This is a genomic window from Candidatus Zixiibacteriota bacterium, from assembly GCA_022865345.1.
Lineage (GTDB): Bacteria > Zixibacteria > MSB-5A5 > MSB-5A5 > RBG-16-43-9 > RBG-16-43-9.
In genome coordinates, this window is the sequence record JALHSU010000156.1 from 17,649 (window position 1) to 35,949 (window position 18,301).

Here is an 18,301-nt window from a genome sequence, read left to right on the forward strand (position 1 = left end):
GCCAAAGGCGGGGGAAGAATCTGTCTTTTTGGTTTAGATACTTCGCTCTACGGGCTCAGTATGACCCCTCCTTTCCCTCTCCTTCGTAAGGAGAGGGAAAGGGTGAGGTCCTATGCAGCGTCGGGCTTTATGCCCCACTACAAAAAGCTTTGACCCCTGGACTAAAAAAAGGGCTAAAAGACTTGCTCTACTTAACCGCTATCTCTTAGTGAGCCGATATCCGTTATTCGTAATTTTTTTTTCGTATCTGTTTTAGTTTCCTGAAGAGATTTTTTTGGAATTCTATGTCAAAGTCAATTTTCAAACTAAAATATCTTCTCTTCTCCTTTATTGTGGTCATCTTCTTTTTCTTCTGCGTGGAGATAGGTTTAAGGATTCTGGATGCAGGTTTTCATATCTTAGCTAAAAGCACAGATCAGGAAAAGATAATTAAGGAAAACAAGCTCTGGCAGAATGAGCTTTTCTCCCGCTTTTCAGGAGTTCAGGAAAGAAATCCGCTGCTCTTATGGAAATTCAGACCCAATGTTCACAAATCCATCTTTCAGACCAACTCTGAGGGTCTTTTAGGTCCCGAGATTTCAATATCTAAACCAGCTAATACTTATAGAATTCTCTTGTTGGGAGACTCTGCTCCCGTAGGGCTGGGATTGCACAAAAGAGACGAAGCTTTTGGAGAGCAATTAGTAAACATCTTAAGCCAGAGAAAACCAGATCGGCATTTTGAGCTTATCAATGCTGCGGTTTCAGGGTACACCTCATTGCAGGGGTTAACTTATCTCAAAAACTACGGATTGAGATATTCTCCTAACCTTATCCTGGTCTATTTCGGCAATAACGATGCCTCCAAGAACGGCTATATTTCAGACAAGGAGCTAATAGACAGAAATCCCCATCTGGTCGGAGTCTTAGGCATCCTTAACCGACTTGCCACTTACAGATTCTTGAAAGAAATTTTTCTGCCAATCAAATCCTCTTTTGAAAGTAAACTCCTGAGACAGAAGAAAAAAGAGGTCGTCGTCAGGGTCTCGCCTGAAGATTACTACCAGAATATCGAGGAGATGATAAAGTTAGCGAAGGCGAACAATATAAAGATAATCCTGGTAAATGTGCCAGTGTCTGTGGAATGGCCTGCCGGATTGCAATTCAAGGTCTTCGCTAATTTAAGGACAGAAAAAGGTGAGCTGGTAATGGCAGATGAGACCCAGAAAATCTTGAAAAACAAATTTTCTTATTGCATCGACTGGGCACATTTTTCAAAAGTTTATGACAAGATCGACTCTTACTCTCTGACAGTTTTCAAGTCAGCTTATGAGGATCAGGGGAATGCAGATTCAAGCAAAGCTTTTTACGAAAGAGGCTTGATTTCTCAACCCGAAAATCCTTTATATCTGAACAATCTTGGAGTTCTCTACTGGAGAGAGGGAAATTATTCAGTGGCAGAGAACTTTTTTAAGAAGGTAATTGCGACAGACTCCCTTTATCCGCTGTTTCATTATAATCTTGGAGTCACTCTTAAGAATATAGGTAAGCCGATGGAGTCTGAAAAAGAGCTGGAAAAGGCAAAGGAACTGGACTTCCAGTCCTTAAGAATAAAAAATACTTACAAAGAAAAACTCAAACAGCTTTCACAGAAATATGACGTTCCCTTAGTTGATGCAGTCTCTGCATTTAACCAGAGAGGAAACGAATCCTTATTCATTGACCACTGCCACCCAACCAAAGAAGGTCACAGGATTATAGCTGAAGAGATTTATAAGACCGTTTTTTTATGGAGTGCCTTGACTTTGACAATACAGATGCAATGGTAGCGTCCTCACTCCGTGAGGACGTTCGCCCTTGACAATCCTTGTTTTAGGTTTAATATTGGTTCATCCGTTGCCATCCTAGAACGGATCCGTAGGACAGGAGTGGCAACGCTACCGTCCTCTGAGATAATTTTATGAGAATTTTTTTTACGACAACCTGGTCTGGAATTAAAGCCTTCTCCAAGAAAGTCGCCTATGTTCAAGCGATAATTATTCTGACCCTTTTTTATTTTATAGTCATCGGTTTTTTTTCCATCGTCATTCGACTTTTAGGCAAAGACCTTTTGAACAAGAAATGGAAGGATAAAAAAGCTTCTCACTGGGTCAAAAAAGAAAAAGTGGAAGTTAATCTGGAAAATGCCCGCAGGCAATTTTAAATGTATATCTTAGGAATATCAGCCTTTTATCATGACTCCGCTTCTGCCTTGTTGAAGGATGAAGAGATAGTGGCGGCGGCTCAGGAGGAAAGATTTAGTCGCATAAAACACGACCCTGATTTCCCCATAAATGCTATCAATTATTGTCTTTCCGCCGCGGGTATATCTGCTAAGGAACTTGATTATGTTGGTTTTTATGAGAAACCCTTCGTCAAGTTCGAAAGGATTTTATATTCTCATCTGGCTACTTTCCCGAAATCTTATATCTCCTTTCTGATGGCAACCCCCTTGTGGCTGAAAGAGAAGCTCTGGATACCAAGCTTAATCCAGAAAAAACTGGACTATAAAGGTGAAGTTTTGATGATAGAGCACCATCTTTCCCATGCTGGTTCAAGTTTTCTGGTCTCCCCTTTTAAGGAGTCAGCCATTTTAACCATAGATGGTGTGGGCGAATGGTCAACTGCAGCTTATGGAGTGGGAAAAGAAAATCAGATCGAGCTTTTACAGGAGATGAGATTTCCGCATTCACTTGGGCTTTTATACAGTGCCTTTACTTACTATCTTGGCTTCAAGGTGAACAGCGCAGAATACAAAGTAATGGGGTTAGCACCCTATGGTGAGCCGGCATTTTATGACCTTATTATGAAAGAGTTAGTGGACTTAAAAGAGGACGGGAGTTTCAAGCTGAACATGAAATATTTTTCCTATGATTATGGCTTGAAGATGACCAATAGCAGATTTGATAAGCTATTTGGCTCTCCCCGACGGGCACCGGAATCCAAAATAAAAAAGTTTCATCAGGATGTTGCCGCCAGCCTGCAGAAAGTAACTGAGGAAATTGTGCTGAAAATGGCAAGTCATCTGTATAAGGAGACTGGTCTGAAGAATCTATGTTTAGCCGGAGGAGTGGCTTTAAATTGCCTGGCAAATTCGAGGATTTCGAAAGAGACTCAGTTCAAAGACATTTTTATCCAGCCAGGCTCAAGCGATGCAGGTGGCGCGGTAGGAGTTGCTGCTTATATCTATTATACTCTTTTGAATAACCAAAGAAATTTTGTATGGAAAGATGCTTATTTAGGGCCAGAATATTCTCATGCTGAGATAAAAGATTTTCTAATTCGGAAAGGAATACCTTTCAAAGAATATAGTAGGGAGGAAATGTTAAGATTTACAGCCAAATTACTTGCGGAACAAAATATAATCGGCTGGTTTCAGGGAAGGATGGAATTTGGTCCCCGTTCTCTGGGAAATCGGAGTATTCTGGCAGACCCCCGGAAAGTGGAGAACAAGGACAGGGTAAACCAGAAAGTGAAATACCGTGAAAGTTTCAGACCTTTTGCTCCCAGCATTATCTGGGAAAAGGCAAAAGATTATTTTGAGATCGAGAGGGAATCACCTTTTATGCTCTTGACTTTTAAGGTAAAAAGCAATGGAATTCCTGCGGTAACTCATGTGGATGGCACATCCAGATTACAGACTGTAAAAAGAGAAGAAAACGAGCTTTTTTATGACCTGCTTGCGGAATTTTATGACCTGACAGGCTGTCCTACTCTTCTAAATACCTCTTTTAATTTGCGAGGAGAACCAATCGTCTGCACACCTGAGGAGGCATATTTATCTTTTATGCGCTCCGGAATGGACTACCTTATCTTAGGTAATTTCGTATTAGATAAGAAAGAGATGACTCCTCTGAAAGAGGAGTTCGCCTATGAGAAACTGTTTGCCCAGGATTGAAGTTTTTTTGGAGTGCATTGACCATGTCAATGCCACTTGGTTGTCCAACGGACAACCTTTCGCTCCTGCTGGATGTTATCATCCAGCAGGTACGTCGGCGGATGATAACATCCGCCTCAGAGCAATTCTAGGTCTAAGACGAGGCGCATCGTCACGGACGATGCACTCCATAAAAGAGGAGATAGCATGAGCTTCTTCTCCCGTTTTTCCATCTTTTCCGAATTCTGGCAGTTTATCCGCTTCAGAAAAAGATACTGGCTGGGGCCCATAATTTTCCTTTTGCTGATTTTTGCGCTTCTCATAATCTTTGCGGAAAGTTCGGTACTTGCCCCGTTCATCTACTCTCTTTTTTAAAATCTGATGTACAGGATAAAATTTCACAAAGCCTTATTTTTCTCTTTCCTGAGCATCCTGCTCTTCCTACTCATAGCCGAAGTTCTCTTCAGACTGATCGATTTTCAAATAGTTTATCCGGAAAGAGCCTTTCTTCTAAATCCGGAACTGAGTTATCCAAAGTATTACAAGAAAGACTCTGAGCTTTTCTGGAGGATCAGGCCCAACCAGACCATAAAGGGGAAATTTTTTGTGGACGGGGTTTATAAGATCAACTCTAAGGGTTATCGCGAGCGCGAGTTCTCAGCAGAGAAGGATCCTGACCTCACACGGATAATCTGCGTGGGAAACTCCTGCACCTTTGGCTGGAAGGTAAATTTGGAGCAGACCTATCCCAAGATATTGGAAAAACTCTTAAACCAGAACCTGCCCCAGCCCAAATTCGAGGTGATCGACGCAGGCATGACCGGGTACAGCACCTTCCAGGGAGTGAGGTTTCTAAAAAGGGAGATCTTAGGTTTCCACCCGGATATAATCATCTTCTCCTATGGCTGGAACGATATGTGCCCTGCTGAAAGAGAGGATAAAGACCAGAAATTCCCCCCCCAGTGGATTTTGAATCTGGACGATTTTCTATCCAGGTCCAGGTTCTACTCTTTCCTGAAATTCGAAATTATGAGCCTGCTTAAGAGCAAACAATCGCAGGATGAAAAGAAATTAGTTTACCGGGTTTCCATTAAAGATTATCAGGAAAATCTGAAGGAATTGGCAAAGTTAGCCCAAGGGTCAGGTATCAAGGTTTTCTTCCTGTCCATACCGGTCTCCTCAGCTAAGGCTTTTTTAGGCCCTGGAAAGACCTCCAAACCGCATATCGCCAACAAACATTATAATAAGACATTAAGAGAAACTACTACTGAGATAGGCGTTCCCTTGATAGATGTGGTTTTGCTTTTCGAGGACCGGGGCGACCTGTATGATAACGGCAGAGAGGAGTTCATCCATTACAATGCCAGGGGTCACCAGGTGATAGCTGATGCCATTTACCAGTACTTTCAGGAACACGGGATTACTCAAAGGGAGAATCCCGGCTCTTCCCCTTAAGGCATCTGAACAAATAATAATTGACAGGCTGATCTGCTTTAGCTAACTTGTCTTTTGCCAGAAAACGCTTAAAAAAGTGAGGTAGAATGATTAATTTTCATAGATTTATTTGTCTGTGTTTTCTAATCCTCTTTGTCACCACCTGGAATTGCTCTAATAAACCTGACCCCAGAGAAGACGTGAAAAAACTCATAGCGGCAGTGGACCAATCTGATACCACAGCTTTGAAGGAATCTCTGGACTTAAACTGGATAGTAAATCAGGGACTTAAAGTAGTTTCAGAAAAAGACAGTCTGGCATCGTTCCTTAAGAAAAGGCAGGAACTGCTGGACGATTTGACCGACAACGGAGCCACCCGGATAAGCTGGAACAACAGCTTAGTGGTCATTGGAAAATCCGAGGTCATAGGCGATTCAGCCACAGTTGAGATAACCTATATCGATAAGACAAACGGCATAAAGGATTATACCAAAATGGGACTATATTTTAAAGAGGGAAAATGGAAAGTCTATGACCTGAAACTGAAAGATATGTAATTTTTCTGTAGCGGAGGTCTTCAGACCTCCATCTTTCTTTTTTTGTAGGAGTTTTTTGCTGGGATAGGGGTTGCACCCCTATCCCTTCCTTTTCGTGCAGGAGTACAACTCCTGCACGAGCAGTTTTTTGGAGGAATACTCTACTAGCGTTCACAACCATAAAAAAACGCCCGGCATAAAACCGGGCATTTTTTTGCTTTTTCCAAACCCCAAACTCCAAACTGCTTTCAGCCCCGCCTTGCGGCGGGATTTCGCTTCGTTCAACACGGCAGAGGTCCACCTTTGAACAGGTAATTTATCAGGAAGATTATGTCCGCAACATTCACGTTTCCATCGCAGTTGGTATCGGCTTTTCCCAGAGGAGACGGTGCAGTCCCTCCCTTATAAAGATAGCTGATTATGTAGACCACATCTGCAACCGTGACCTTGGAATCATCGTTGGCATCCCCTCTGATAAAAGCTATGCCCTGATTAACAGTCAAAGTAAAATCCTGATAATCGCTTTTCTGTGGAAAGCTGGAATCCTTTACTAAAACCGTGAAGCTGAAATGTCCTGTGTCCAAAGGCACACCAGAAATTATGCCAGATAAAGAATCTAAGCTCAGATTGGAGGGGAAATTTCCATACCAGACCTTCCAGACATAGGGGGGAGTTCCACCTTTAGCCACTACGGTATCAGCATAGGCATAAGAAGAAAGCCCATCCGATAAAGCGGCGGTGACGATATTCAATCCATAGGCTACAGTGCTTGAGTATTTTAAAATCCATTTATCTTTATCCAGAGTCAAGGCTGTGGGTTGGGAGGGTAGATCGAACTGAAAATCCTGGATTCTCTGGTTGTTGAAGGCTATAAAAGTTGTATCCCCTTGTGGGGTAGAGATGGTCACATCCACAGGCATGGTGAAAACCAGAGGTGGCGTGGATTGAATCTGGCTCAGATGCAGGTAGACCCGGTAGGTTCCGCCTAAGTTTTCGTACATCCAGGAGACTTGATAATTCGGTCTGTACGTGCCGTAGATCCATTCCTGGAAAAACCAGCTCAAGTCCATTCCGGATTCAGCCTCACATACTCCTTCAAAATCTGCAGTTAATGCGGTCCCATTAGCAAACCTCGGGTCCGAATAATAGGCTCTTAAGCTTCTGAAGAAAGCTGAATCTCCAACCACGTGCCTAAGCATATGCAGAACCCAGCCGGCTTTGTCATACTGTAGGCTGCTGAAGATCTGATTCACGTTTGTCGTGTCCTGTACCCAGATGGTGCCACCTCCGGCATAATCCAGATAGCCCATATAGGTATGATAATAGCTGGTCCCATATATGTGCTCAAAATACAGAGCCTCGCAATAGGTGGCAAACCCTTCGTTTAGCCAGATATTATGCCAGTCCCCGCAGGTTATATAGTCTCCCCACCACTGGTGAGACAATTCGTGCACGATAACATAGGAATCATACCAGGAATAAAGAAGAGAGGTGCAGGTTTGATGCTCCATACCCCCACCCCAAGGAAAATGCGCCATTCCATACTTCTCCTGGATAAAAGGGTATTGCCCAAAGGTCTGGGAATAAAACTCAATCGCTCCAGGAGTTATGCCATAACTGGAGACTGCCTGGGAGTACCATTCGGGATATACAAAATACCTGACCTCCATTGAATCAGTTGGGGAATAATGATAGTAGTCAGAAAAAATGGTGTAATTGGTCATGGCAACTGAGATCAGGTAGGTGGTAATAGGGTAACTTTCATGCCATTTATAGGTTTTGGTTCCGTTTCCATTATCAGTTACGGTCCTCAATAAGCCATTAGAGGCTACTATCAGATTCGAGGGAATGGTCACATTGATATCTGCAGAATCTGCTTTGTCAGAGGGATGGTCTTTACAGGGCCACCAGGTTCTGGCAAAATATGGCTCGCTCAAAGAGGAGATTATCGGCACAGGTGGATTCCCATGATATCTGAAAGCAAAGGCAAGAAAACCTCCCTCAACCGGATGCCCATGATAATATACTGTGAAAAGAAAACTCTCATCCAGCGCATAAGCTTTGTCCAGGGTTATGTTAATGAGATTGGAAGAATGAGTAAATGCAAGATTGGTTCCTCCCGTTTTTATGGAGTCAACCACCATATTATCAAAAAGGTCTAAAATGACGGTATTTAAGCTCGAGACCTTACTCTTACCCTGCATTGTCACCGCGCCCAAGATTACTTTGGTGGTCGTGTCGATATTCAGGTCCAGCCCATAATACAGAGCATCGAAATCCCCCTGCCCTGTCAGAGATTTGGCAAGATAAGCCTCTCTGGCAATAGCTAAAGCTTTTGCTTTGCCTTGACCTAAGATCTTATGCCCTTCGCTCGGAGGGATAGAAAAAACCGGTTCTGGTTGGGTGGAAAGCTTCTCTCCAGCTTTCTGCTGGGCAAAACTTAAGTTAAAAGAAATTGATAACAAGATAAACAGAAACCAGATGAATGATTTTTTATACACGCTCACCTCTTTTGTTGGGTTTATCATTCGGCCTTCAGTTTAATATTCGGGTATTTTCAATTAAAAATTAACCAGAGCCAGTCAAATCCATAACTGTTTCTTTATACGTTCAAACTCTCTAAACTATTAATCTCCAGAATATTTTTTCAAATTAGCATAGGAATGATTGTTTTGAAGTTGAGTATTGATGCAAAAAAACGTCTGCCGCTCCGCTATTGTGGGTAGAAGCGACTCTTTCTGCAAATCCAAATTCTTTTATCTTAGAACGGCTGGGTTTTCCCCTTACGATAATAATCTTTCCCTAACCTCAAGAGCGCAGCTTCAAAAGCTATATAATCTTTGCCCTTGACTTTATATTTCTGCCATAGAGTTTTTAGCTCCTCTAAGATTTTCTCCTTTGAGTTTATCTTAGATGAGATAAGTCCAGACCTTCTTGCAGCTAAAATGACTAAATCAGAAGGATATGGTTCTGCTTTTTCCCAGACCCCTCTTAACTCTCTGAAGAAGATATTGGTGGTGACCTCCCCTATCCCCTTCCCTAAGCTCTGCAGATTCACCTCCAAATCTCTTGAGTCTCTTGACTCCTTATGCAGCAAGTTCAAATCTCCGTTGTATCTGTCTTTCAGGTTCTTCATAATATCTAAGAGCTTGGTAGCGGTTTTGAAATCGTAGCGCACATAACCGCCTGCATCCAAAATCTCCACTAATCCATCCCAACCGGTCTGCAAGATAGAATCCGGCGACAACACTTTTCTTCTTTCAAATTCTTTGTAGGTTTTGACGGCGATGGTCTCGGAGATCCTCGCTCCGAAAAGGATAGATGCTAAAAACCATTTAAAAACCTCCTCAGAGGTAGAGTTCTTCAGGTCGATACCTAAGGCAGTGGAGAATTTCACACCTAATTCTTTTAAGAGTGTCTGGATAAGCTTTCTTTTGTTCATTTTGTAACCCTCGTTACTTAAAATATAGTTTAAAGTTTCAGATTTTAATAATGAATTTCTATCTAAAATCTCCTTATTCTGGATAATGGAGCAGGAGGATTCACTTTCTATCAAGTGCTAAATTTTCTGCTTTACATTTCTCTTGTTTTTTTATCTCACCAAGTATATTATTATCCCAATTGGAGTCAAGATATGAAATTTTCAAAAACAACCTTGTTTCTATTTTTCTTTATATTTTTATTGACCTTACCCTCTTATGCCGCAAACCAGGAAATATCTAAAGGGCTGGCTCCAACTGATTCGATTAGGTCTGCAGTATTTAAGAGCAAGTCTCCTATGGGAGCACTCTGGAGGTCTGTGGCATTCCCTGGCTGGGGACAGCTTTACAATAAGAAATATTTTAAGGCCGGGCTGGCTTTTGGGGCAGAGGTGACCTTTTTGACCCTGATGGCAATCGAGTGGAAAAGAACCGATGACCAGAAAAAGATTTTTGACTCTTTGCCTTTGGACCATCCGGACAAACAGTATGAATATGACCTGTACAAATACTACCGGGACCAGAGAAGCCTTTACCTCTGGTCAAGTTTAGCTACAATTTTCATAAGCATGTTCGATGCTTATGTAGATGCACATCTATATGATTTTGACAATGAAATGGAGAATATCGGATTTGAAATTTATCCGGATAAAGAAAAAGGTTTAAGTTTTAAGCTCTCTTTCAATTTTTAAACCTGACCAGTCTGGTCTTGAATTGGGTAAATAGGAATTGAATTTTTTTATTTGCCGATTAAATCTATAGGAAGGAGTTGAAATTGTAGTTGTTCGATTTATCGAACAAAAGATTGCCCGATAAATCGGGCAACTACATAGAAGGAGAAAGAAAAAATGGAAGAATTTGACTTAGGTGTAGCCTGGTGCTGGGAGTTTGATAAGGAGATGGTATTTGAGTTAGAGAGGTATATTCATCAAAAAGGTCTGAGCATATATCAGATAGCTCCTTACAATTTAGAGGAGACTCTGGGTAAGCTTCAGAATAACCAGCTTAAATTTAAGCTTTTTCTGGATCGGGCTTCAGACCAGAATGAGGAGTTTGAAAGATTGATTCAACTCATCAAGGCCCTGGGGATAAAGATGCTGAACGATTTTGACAAAGCCTTATGGTCCGCAGATAAAGCCACCATGCATCTGGAATTTCTCTCTGCCGGAATCGAGGTCCCGTATACCCTGATCCTTTCCCCTTTTGAGCAGGAGCCTGACTTAAGGGTGGAAAATTTAGAGAAAGTTGGAATCCCATTTGTATTGAAACCAGCACACGGAGGCAGCGGCGAAGGTGTGGTGATGGATGCAAAGGGAGTCGAGGATATAATAAAAGCCCGGGAGGAGTTCTGGGAGGATAAATATCTGATCCAGCAAAAGATCAACCCCACAGAGATTTCAGGGAAAAGGGGCTGGTTCAGGGTTTTTTATTCCTGTGGAAATGTTGCCATCTGCTGGTGGAACGACTTGACCCGACTCTCGGAGCCGTTTTTCCCTGAACAGATAGACCAGAAGATTTACATGAACATGGAGGAACTGACCAAAAAGATAGCTGGGGTTTGTGGGTTAGACCTTTTCTCCACCGAGATAGCCCTGGCCGAAAATAACAAATTGGTAGTAGTCGATTATGTGAACGACCAGTGCGACCTGAGAAAAAAATCATTGCATTATGACGGCATTCCGGATGAGGTGGTGCAAAAGGTGCTTACGTCTCTGGTTGAGTATGTCTATGCATACACCATACAAAATATTGGTTTAAAAACATCTTGAACGTGCCAGTCGGGTCCCCTGACCCGACTGGAAGAGATAATATTGTTAGGTTTTGACCTGACTTGTTAGGTCAGGGGACCTGGCAAGCACATGAGCACCTAAAGGAATTGAGAAACTGATAAACAATGCAAGAAAAACTTCTAAAAAGCATCTCCGGCATACGCGGAATCGTAGGAAGGACTTTCACTGCGGCAGAGGTCTTGAAATTTTCCTCTGCTTTTGGAAACTATTGTAAGGGTGGAAAAGTAGTTCTGGGCAGGGATACACGCAAGTCTGGTGAGGTTTTCAGAGGAACTGTTTTATCCGGTCTTCTTTGTACTGGATGTGAAGTAATAGATTTGGGCATCTGTCCGACTCCGACTGTGGGGATTGCGGTTAAAGGTTCAAAAGCTAAGGGCGGGATAATGATCACTGCCAGCCATAACCCTGCTGAGTGGAACGGTCTGAAATTTTTTAACTCCGACGGGATATTCTTAGATGAGAGAGAAGGCAAAAAGCTTTTTTCTTTAGCTGAAAAAGAGATAAGCTATTCAGACTGGGATTCCTTTGGCAAGGTCAGGCTGGATCAAAGCTGGATTGAGAAGCATATCCAGAGGATTTTGAATTTGTCTTTTATCAACAAGAACGAAATCAAAAAGAAGAAATTCAAGGTTGTTTTAGACTGCAATAACGGAGCAGGTTCAAGAATCGCCCCTTCCCTTCTTAGAGAATTAGGGTGCAAAGTAATCGAGCTGAACTGTGGTTTGAGCGGAGATTTTAGTCATCAGCCTGAGCCGGTGCCTGAGAATTTAGATTTGCTCTGCAGAAAAATCAAGCAGGCCAAAGCCGATTTAGGTTTTGCCTGCGATCCAGATGCGGATAGATTGGCTGTGGTCTCAGACAAAGGTATTCCCTTAGGTGAGGAGTATACCTTAGCTTTATGCGTCGACTTTGTTCTGAGCAAAAGGCTTTCAGACGTAGGTATAAACGTCTCCACTTCAAAGGTCATCGAGGATGTCGCCAGAAAATACGGAGTCAAGGTTTTTCGTAGTAAAGTGGGCGAGGTATACGTAGTCTCACTTTTGAAAAAGATAAAAGGAATCATCGGCGGCGAGGGAAACGGAGGGGTAATTCTGCCTGAAAACCATTATGGCAGAGATGCGCAGTCCGGTATGGCTTTGATCCTGCAGTATTTGGCTGAATCAGACAAGAAGATAAGCCAGTTAAAAGAGAGTCTGCCCCAATATTATATTCAAAAGGATAAGATGAAGCTTTCAGGTGATTCCGATGCAAAGATGAGAAAATATTTGAGAAAATTCAGGCAGGCGAAAATAAATAATCTGGACGGAGTGAAAGTTGAGTTTGAAAATTCCTGGATTAATATACGTAAATCAAATACCGAGCCGATCATAAGGGTGATGGCTGAAGCCAAAAGTCAAAAAGAAGCAGAAAAATTGGTTTTGGAGGCTAAGAGGGAGTTGAACTGAAAATAGACTCGCATCAGTCATTGCGAGTACCCGTAGGGGGCGAAGCAATCTGTACACTCTGTAGGGATTGCTTCGTCGGTCAAATGACCTCCTCGCAACGACACCAAAAAATCGGTATCTCAGCCTTGCCCTCAAGGCGCTGGTGAACTCAATCCTTTTTCTTTTGACAATCTCTATGGAGTTTAGTATTATCCTGACAGGAACTGGCTTTTAGCATGATAAACGGAAGGAGGAGCTATGTGCGGTATCGTTGGATATGTAGGTGATAAACCAGCAGTGCCAATCCTTTTAGAGGGGTTAAAAAGGTTAGAGTACCGCGGGTACGATTCTGCCGGCATAGCAATCTTAGAGGATCAAGGCATAATCTTAGAGAAGTGTGCGGGAAAAGTCTCCGCCTTGGAGAATCTATTAAAAGGAAGAAATTTCCAGAGCACCTTCGGCATAGCTCATACCCGCTGGGCAACTCACGGAGAGCCTACAGACCTAAATGCTCATCCACACATGGATTGCAAGAAAAAGATCGCGGTAGTTCATAATGGCATCATAGAGAACTACAGAAGTTTAAGAGAGGTCCTATCCAACAAAGGACATATATTCACTTCAGACACAGATACAGAGGTTTTGGCTCATCTGATAGAAGAATATTACGAGGGGGATCTGGTTGAAGCTGTCAGAACTGCTTTATCCCAGGTTGAGGGAACTTACGGGATAGCAGTTGTTAGCAAGGATAATCCTGAGGAGATCGTAGCAGCCAGGCATGGCAGCCCTCTGGTCATCGGCAGAGGACAGGGTGAGAATTTAGTAGCCTCTGACTGCTCAGCCATTATCCGGCATACCAATCAGGTAGTTTATCTGGAGGATCACGAGATTGCATCTGTAACCCGGGAAGGATTTTCTATTTCCACCATTGATAAAGTCGAAGTAACCCCTCATGTGCAGGAGATCTCCTGGACTTTAGACCAGATTGAAAAAGGAGGATTCCCTCATTTTATGTTAAAGGAGATACATGAACAGCCTCTTACTTTGCAGAATGCTATGCGAGGCAGGTTAAATTATGAAGAGGGTATCTCCCGTCTGAACGGTCTGAACCTTCAATATGAAGAGCTTCACCATATAAACAGAATCATCCTGACTGCCTGCGGCACCTCCTGGCATGCTGCTCTGATTGGCGAATACCTGATAGAGGATTTTGCCTCCATACCGGTGGAGGTAGAGTATGCCTCGGAGTTCAGGTATAGGAGCCCGATTATTCAGGATGGAACTGTTGTTTTCGTGATAAGCCAGTCCGGCGAAACTGCAGATACTTTAGCGGCTATGAAGGAGGCAATCAGGAAAGGGGCAACTGTTTTGGGAATTTGCAACGTGGTAGGCTCAACCATTGCCCGGGAAACTGATGGAGGAGTCTATATCCACGCTGGACCTGAGATAGGAGTTGCCTCTACCAAGGCTTTTACCTCCCAGATCATGGTTTTGACTTTGATCTCCCTGCTTTTGGGCAGGATGAGGAACCTTTCTTTAGAAAAAGGAAGAGCGGTAATCGATGCTCTCAAGAAAATCCCGGAACAGGTCGAATCTCTTCTGAAAAATGATTCCTACATAAAGGAGATCGCCAGAGAATATTATAAGAAGAACAATTTCCTTTATCTGGGGAGAGGAATCAATTATCCTGTGGCTCTAGAAGGTGCTTTAAAACTAAAAGAGATTTCCTATATCCATGCGGAGGGTTACCCGGCCGCAGAGATGAAGCATGGTCCTATAGCTTTAATCGATGAGAATATGCCAGTAGTGGTGATAGCTATAAAGGATAACGTGTATGAGAAAGTCCTGTCCAATATCGAGGAGGTCAAAGCCAGAAACGGCAGGGTTATTGCAATTGCCACTGAAGGAGACGAAGAGATAGCCAGATTAGTAAATCATGTAATCTATATACCTCGCACTCTGGAGCAGTTGTCTCCGCTTTTGAACATCATCCCCCTTCAGCTTTTAGCCTACCATATAGCAGTCCTGCGCGACTGCAACGTTGACCAGCCCAGGAATTTGGCGAAAAGCGTGACGGTAGAGTAAAAAGTAGACAGTAGACAGCATACAGCAAACAGGGAATAAAAGATAGGGGCGAGGTCTCCTCGCCCAAGAATAAAAGGTTCAAACGTTCAAAGGCTCAAAAGCTCAAAGGGGAAAAAATCGTAGGGCAAGGCTTTTAGCCATACGATAAAATGACAGATAAAACTCGTAACGCTCGACATTTGTGTCGGGCGTTTTTTTATCCCTCTCTTAAGATGAAAGATCGCTTAGGGGTGGAGCTTGACTCCACCCTTCCTTTCTTGTAGTTAGTTTGAGTCTAAATCTAGGAAGAATGATGACTGAGGTCCAGTTTTCATCTCGTATTTTCTCCGTCCTCTTTGGCTTTTAGCGAACACTCCGGGCGCAAGTTTTGCATGTCTTGCCCAGTTGAGCATAATCTTAGCTAGTCCAATCGCGGTTCCTTCCTTCCAATCCACGCCAAGCCTAGACCTGATTTCAGAAGCAAGTTGTGAGAGGGTACTGCTTTTCTCCTGATGCGACTGAAGTATCTCAATGAAAATCGCAAACGCTTTTATCTTCAAGGCACCTTCCGCGAAAAGAGCGGGACGCCTCTCGGGCATAGAAACAAACTCCTTTACCTTGGGAAGAATGCTTATAGAACCTGGCTTCCTCACAATGAAACCCAGGTCTTCAAGTGTGGCTAAGGATTTGGTAATTGTACTTCGCGCAAACCCTGACCAATCCATCCTACCACCTTCTTGAATAGCTTGCACAAGCCTTATTGCAAGTTTCTCGACAGGATTATATTGTATGAGGGGAATAGTCATGCCGCCGCGACGCCTGGCAAGAAGAAGATGCCGCTCGCGAACCTCTGTTCCAGGTCTGTAGAGGGTAATTGTCTTATCTCTTTTATTAAATAATGCTAGGTCAGCAAAGTCCATCCAGTCTGCAAAAATTCTGGCATATGTTTGCCAAGTTTGCTTAGTAGCAGAGATATATGGGCACGATTTCGCAAGAATACCAGACAAACCATCCAAGGTTAACGAACCAGTTCTTTCAAGTTCTTCCAAAAGTCTCCAGACACAACGATTGCGCGGAAGTTTTTCTCGCAAATAAGCACGTAAAGAGTCCGCAAATGCTTTTTCTTCTACTGGAAGAGAGAATAACAGAGTAACCTTGCTGTCATCGATATCAGCAATCCCAAGCAATCTTATGTCACGTAGTATGTTGTAGAATGACTTTTTTGATAAACCTGCAGACTTTTGAAACTTAGATGTGTTAAGAGCTCCTTTAGCCTCAGTTAGTAACTTCGTTGTCTTAAGCACACCTCCTGCTTGTACACGTAAGATATAGTTTTCTTGAACTGGTACTTTACCAGTATTAAGATAATCGCGAAATATATCCCAATATATGTCAAACTTGTAACCAATTTTTATTATAAGTCGGCGGTTAACTAAACTTTGAACTACTTCCGGTCTTAACTCTTCGCCCATCTCAGAGACACTAATTGGTGCAGCCTTGGCTATATGTCGCAATGCTCCCTCCTCTACGGGTCCGAGACCACGCAAGTCTTCCTTAAAGAGTTCTTCAACATTCAGAAGGCTGTTGGCTATATCCAATTGGGGTACTCCGGCTTCTCGCTGTGATTTGACATGAGCACAAAGTTTCTTCAACAACCATGGATATCCTTGAGAGAACTCAGAAAGAAAGAATTTGAGGTCTTTTCTCAAAGGTGTTCCCAATTCCTCGCTGAGTTTATTGAGAAGAGCAGTAGTCTCGACTTCAGAGAAAGTGTCCAAAGTTATGCGTTTACTTAATCCTGTAATGGCATCCCGTATTTGATAGGGAAATTCACTGGTCAGACCAATAAGATCAGTTTTCCAAGAAAAGCCTATCACCACATTAGTCTGAGCGTCACATAATTTGAATAATAGATCTCTAATTCGTTTTAAAGTATCGGGCATGGAAAATACATTCTCGAATTGGTCAAGAAAGATGAACATGACTTTGTCATTGTTTCCAAGCACTTGCCCCAGACTTATAAGAGATTTCGGTGCACCTTCAAAGCCAGTGATGGTGGTGGGTTTATTGTCCTCGGAAAGTAGTCCGCTGAAGTCCCCAAATTTGCTAAGAGCGTAATCCAACACACGTAAAATAAATTGAGAAGAAGCGGCTGTGCGAGAATCTATGGCAATGGCAAAGTGTCCCATTTCTTTGAGACGTGCTACACTGGCAAGGACTACAGAACTCTTTCCCCATCCTGAATTTGCTTCAAATAATATGCCATGCGCCGAGGTTTCCTTGCTTATGACCTTCTTTACGAAGGAATCCAATTCCCCAAGAACAGTGTGCCTACCAACGAAATGTTCAGGCGAAGCGGGAAATTGATACTCAAAACAGGACAAACTCCCCCTAACCTCGACTATCTCTTCCATAACTTGGGAGGAACTCGGTGTACGAAGGGCAATTGCACCAGACAAGGAAATTTTTTGAAAATCGTCGAGTTCAGGGTAAAGTTGTGTCAGATAATCGAGAGTTGTCTTGTCTGAAATAGGAGTTGCCTTGGCATCGAAAAAAGCTACATTACAAGGAATTCCTGACCCTGGTGGAATAATGTACTGAATCCAAAACAATCCCTTGTCAGTATATAGTAAAAGCCATTCGCCAGGTGTGCCTACTTCCTGAGTAATTAATTTGGAGAGAGCATCCGGACTAGCGACTTCAGAAGTCCCTACAATTGCCTTAATTACATCTTCTTCTTCGTAGAGACGTACAGAAGTTTCCTGGTTATTCTCAATATTCTCTTTATAGAATCCCTTGGCGTGACTATTAACACCAGGTAATGCAATGAAAAGACCATGGCACTTCTTATTCTTCAGCCACCTCGTCATATACTTGCCGTAGAATTCTTGTAATTTAGGAGCAGCTACATCTGTTTCATAGCATTTGCACTCGGCATACAGCGGAATGTCCATTGTTATATGTTCTCCTTCAATATCTATTTCCATACCTGCGTAGTTGACGTTTGAGATTTGGTCGATGCTGTAACCGTAGTGGCGCAGCACATCGGCCATAAGTCGTTCAAATAGCTTGCCTCGTTCATTGGCCCGGGCTTGCGGAGATTTTCCGTCTGCAAGAATTTTTAGTCTTCCCATAACTTATTTAATTCTCTCATCCGTTATCGATAGCGAACATTTCTGTGACTCAATTTCATGTACGAATTGATACAATACCTTTATTCGCCTAATTATCTCGACTGATCTATGAGCTTTAATAAGCAAACATATGAAAATTCTCTTGTCAAAGTCAAGCACAATTTCATAAATGGGTTCTTCCTTTCTTTTTTAAATTTCCCTTGTCTTTTCTTTTTTTCGTATTATATTAAGCCAGATTTTTGACGTAGAATAGCATAGTAAAGGAGGAAGAGGTTTTGAAAGAGAAGATTCATCCCAAGTATTATGAGACCACCATCACCTGTGCCTGTGGGAATGTCATCCATACCCGTTCCACAGCCAAGGATATCCATGTGGAAATCTGCTCACATTGCCATCCCTTTTTCACCGGAAAGCAGAAGTTAGTGGATACTGCCGGAAGAGTGGAGCGTTTCAGGAAGAGATACCAGAAAGAAGAAAAGAAGCAAGAGAAAACTGAGGGTAAGTAGCTTTTTACATGAGGATTTACTGTCTTTTTCTACTAAAGA

14 protein-coding genes are annotated in these 18,301 nt (G+C 42.6%); 11 read left to right on the plus strand and 3 right to left on the minus strand.

The window, feature by feature from the left end:
* The first annotated feature begins 284 nt into the window (after window positions 1-284).
* The 6 genes from MUP17_07395 to MUP17_07420 all read left to right on the plus strand — a co-directional run bounded on the left by MUP17_07395 (window position 285) and on the right by MUP17_07420 (window position 5,886).
* Window positions 285-1,808, plus strand: coding sequence for a GDSL-type esterase/lipase family protein (locus tag MUP17_07395; protein ID MCJ7458799.1), 1,524 nt, complete (start codon window positions 285-287; stop codon window positions 1,806-1,808).
* A 131-nt stretch (window positions 1,809-1,939) separates the two neighbouring features.
* Window positions 1,940-2,182 carry a hypothetical protein gene (locus MUP17_07400; GenBank protein ID MCJ7458800.1) on the plus strand — a complete coding sequence of 81 codons (243 nt, stop codon included), beginning with the start codon at window positions 1,940-1,942 and terminating at the stop codon, window positions 2,180-2,182.
* The gene (locus MUP17_07405) at window positions 2,183-3,916 is read left to right on the plus strand and encodes a carbamoyltransferase (GenBank protein ID MCJ7458801.1); all 1,734 of its coding nucleotides are present in this window, start codon (window positions 2,183-2,185) and stop codon (window positions 3,914-3,916) included.
* 186 nt (window positions 3,917-4,102) lie between these two features.
* Window positions 4,103-4,270 carry a DUF5989 family protein gene (locus tag MUP17_07410; GenBank protein MCJ7458802.1) on the plus strand — a complete coding sequence of 56 codons (168 nt, stop codon included), beginning with the start codon at window positions 4,103-4,105 and terminating at the stop codon, window positions 4,268-4,270.
* Between the two features lie 6 nt (window positions 4,271-4,276).
* A complete protein-coding gene (locus MUP17_07415) occupies window positions 4,277-5,350 on the plus strand; it encodes an SGNH/GDSL hydrolase family protein (protein ID MCJ7458803.1) in 1,074 nt (357 codons plus the stop codon).
* Between the two features lie 86 nt (window positions 5,351-5,436).
* A complete protein-coding gene (locus tag MUP17_07420; GenBank protein ID MCJ7458804.1) occupies window positions 5,437-5,886 on the plus strand; it encodes a hypothetical protein in 450 nt (149 codons plus the stop codon).
* Window positions 5,887-6,146: 260 nt separating this feature from the next.
* On the opposite strand, the gene MUP17_07425 is transcribed toward MUP17_07420, so the two are convergent.
* The gene (locus MUP17_07425) at window positions 6,147-8,393 is read right to left on the minus strand and encodes a dockerin type I domain-containing protein (protein ID MCJ7458805.1); all 2,247 of its coding nucleotides are present in this window, start codon (window positions 8,391-8,393) and stop codon (window positions 6,147-6,149) included.
* Window positions 8,394-8,626: 233 nt separating this feature from the next.
* The gene (locus MUP17_07430; protein MCJ7458806.1) at window positions 8,627-9,307 is read right to left on the minus strand and encodes a hypothetical protein; all 681 of its coding nucleotides are present in this window, start codon (window positions 9,305-9,307) and stop codon (window positions 8,627-8,629) included.
* A 192-nt stretch (window positions 9,308-9,499) separates the two neighbouring features.
* Here MUP17_07430 and MUP17_07435 point away from each other — a divergent pair, with 192 nt between their 5' ends.
* The 4 genes from MUP17_07435 to glmS all read left to right on the plus strand — a co-directional run bounded on the left by MUP17_07435 (window position 9,500) and on the right by glmS (window position 14,643).
* Window positions 9,500-10,036, plus strand: coding sequence for a DUF5683 domain-containing protein (locus MUP17_07435; protein ID MCJ7458807.1), 537 nt, complete (start codon window positions 9,500-9,502; stop codon window positions 10,034-10,036).
* Between the two features lie 156 nt (window positions 10,037-10,192).
* Window positions 10,193-11,113 carry a hypothetical protein gene (locus MUP17_07440; GenBank protein MCJ7458808.1) on the plus strand — a complete coding sequence of 307 codons (921 nt, stop codon included), beginning with the start codon at window positions 10,193-10,195 and terminating at the stop codon, window positions 11,111-11,113.
* Between the two features lie 125 nt (window positions 11,114-11,238).
* On the plus strand, window positions 11,239-12,579 hold the full coding sequence (gene glmM, locus MUP17_07445) for a phosphoglucosamine mutase (protein ID MCJ7458809.1): 1,341 nt from the start codon (window positions 11,239-11,241) through the stop codon (window positions 12,577-12,579).
* Between the two features lie 237 nt (window positions 12,580-12,816).
* Entirely contained in the window at window positions 12,817-14,643 is a 1,827-nt protein-coding gene (glmS, locus tag MUP17_07450) for a glutamine--fructose-6-phosphate transaminase (isomerizing) (protein ID MCJ7458810.1), read from the plus strand.
* 263 nt (window positions 14,644-14,906) lie between these two features.
* Here glmS and MUP17_07455 read toward each other — a convergent pair whose 3' ends face one another.
* Window positions 14,907-17,756 (minus strand): restriction endonuclease, encoded by a 2,850-nt coding sequence (locus MUP17_07455; GenBank protein ID MCJ7458811.1) that lies wholly within the window; start codon window positions 17,754-17,756, stop codon window positions 14,907-14,909.
* A gap of 275 nt (window positions 17,757-18,031) precedes the next feature.
* Between MUP17_07455 and rpmE the strand changes: the two genes are divergently transcribed.
* A complete protein-coding gene (rpmE, locus tag MUP17_07460; GenBank protein MCJ7458812.1) occupies window positions 18,032-18,262 on the plus strand; it encodes a 50S ribosomal protein L31 in 231 nt (76 codons plus the stop codon).
* The last annotated feature ends 39 nt before the right edge of the window (window positions 18,263-18,301 follow it).